Below are 458 nucleotides of genomic sequence, written 5' to 3'. Positions count from 1 at the left end.
TTCAGTGATGAGCTTAAAACCAGGTTACATAGCGAACTGAGCAAAATCACAACCTCAGGTAAACCAGAGATTAAAGTCGCCATCAATACCCTCATGCAACCACCGGTAAGACCCATGTTTGGCAATACCAGTCCTGAGCCATTTTTGAAATAAAAATCTAAGCAGCCACTGCTAAATCATCAGAAATTTCATGGATTAGCGAGACTGCTTTTTTTAAAGCCAGCGCCTCATAAAACGGAATGGTAGCATCTTCCCGTCGTTCAATATCTATTTCAATATTGAACAACAGCATTGATGGAATCTGATAATTATATATACCAAGGACAACGACAACATTTTTATCCCCCATGTGGAATGATTTAACTGTCATATCGTATTTTTTCATTTTTCACCTCAATTGTTTTCTCTTTTACTATATGCACCATTTGAGATAAGTCAGCCCCGGCTGGATCCAGCCA

1 protein-coding gene is annotated in these 458 nt (G+C 38.9%); it reads right to left on the bottom strand.

Annotation, left to right across the window (positions count from 1 at the left end; genetic code table 11):
- Positions 1 to 157: 157 nt before the first annotated feature.
- On the bottom strand, positions 158 to 385 hold the full coding sequence (locus K0039_RS21215; protein ID WP_033800916.1) for a DUF1327 domain-containing protein: 228 nt from the start codon (positions 383 to 385) through the stop codon (positions 158 to 160).
- Positions 386 to 458: the final 73 nt, after the last annotated feature.

The sequence above is a fragment of the Terrisporobacter mayombei genome (assembly GCF_020748465.1).
Taxonomy (GTDB): Bacteria; Bacillota; Clostridia; order Peptostreptococcales; family Peptostreptococcaceae; genus Terrisporobacter; species Terrisporobacter mayombei.
This window is presented reverse-complemented; position numbering and strand designations above follow the sequence as displayed.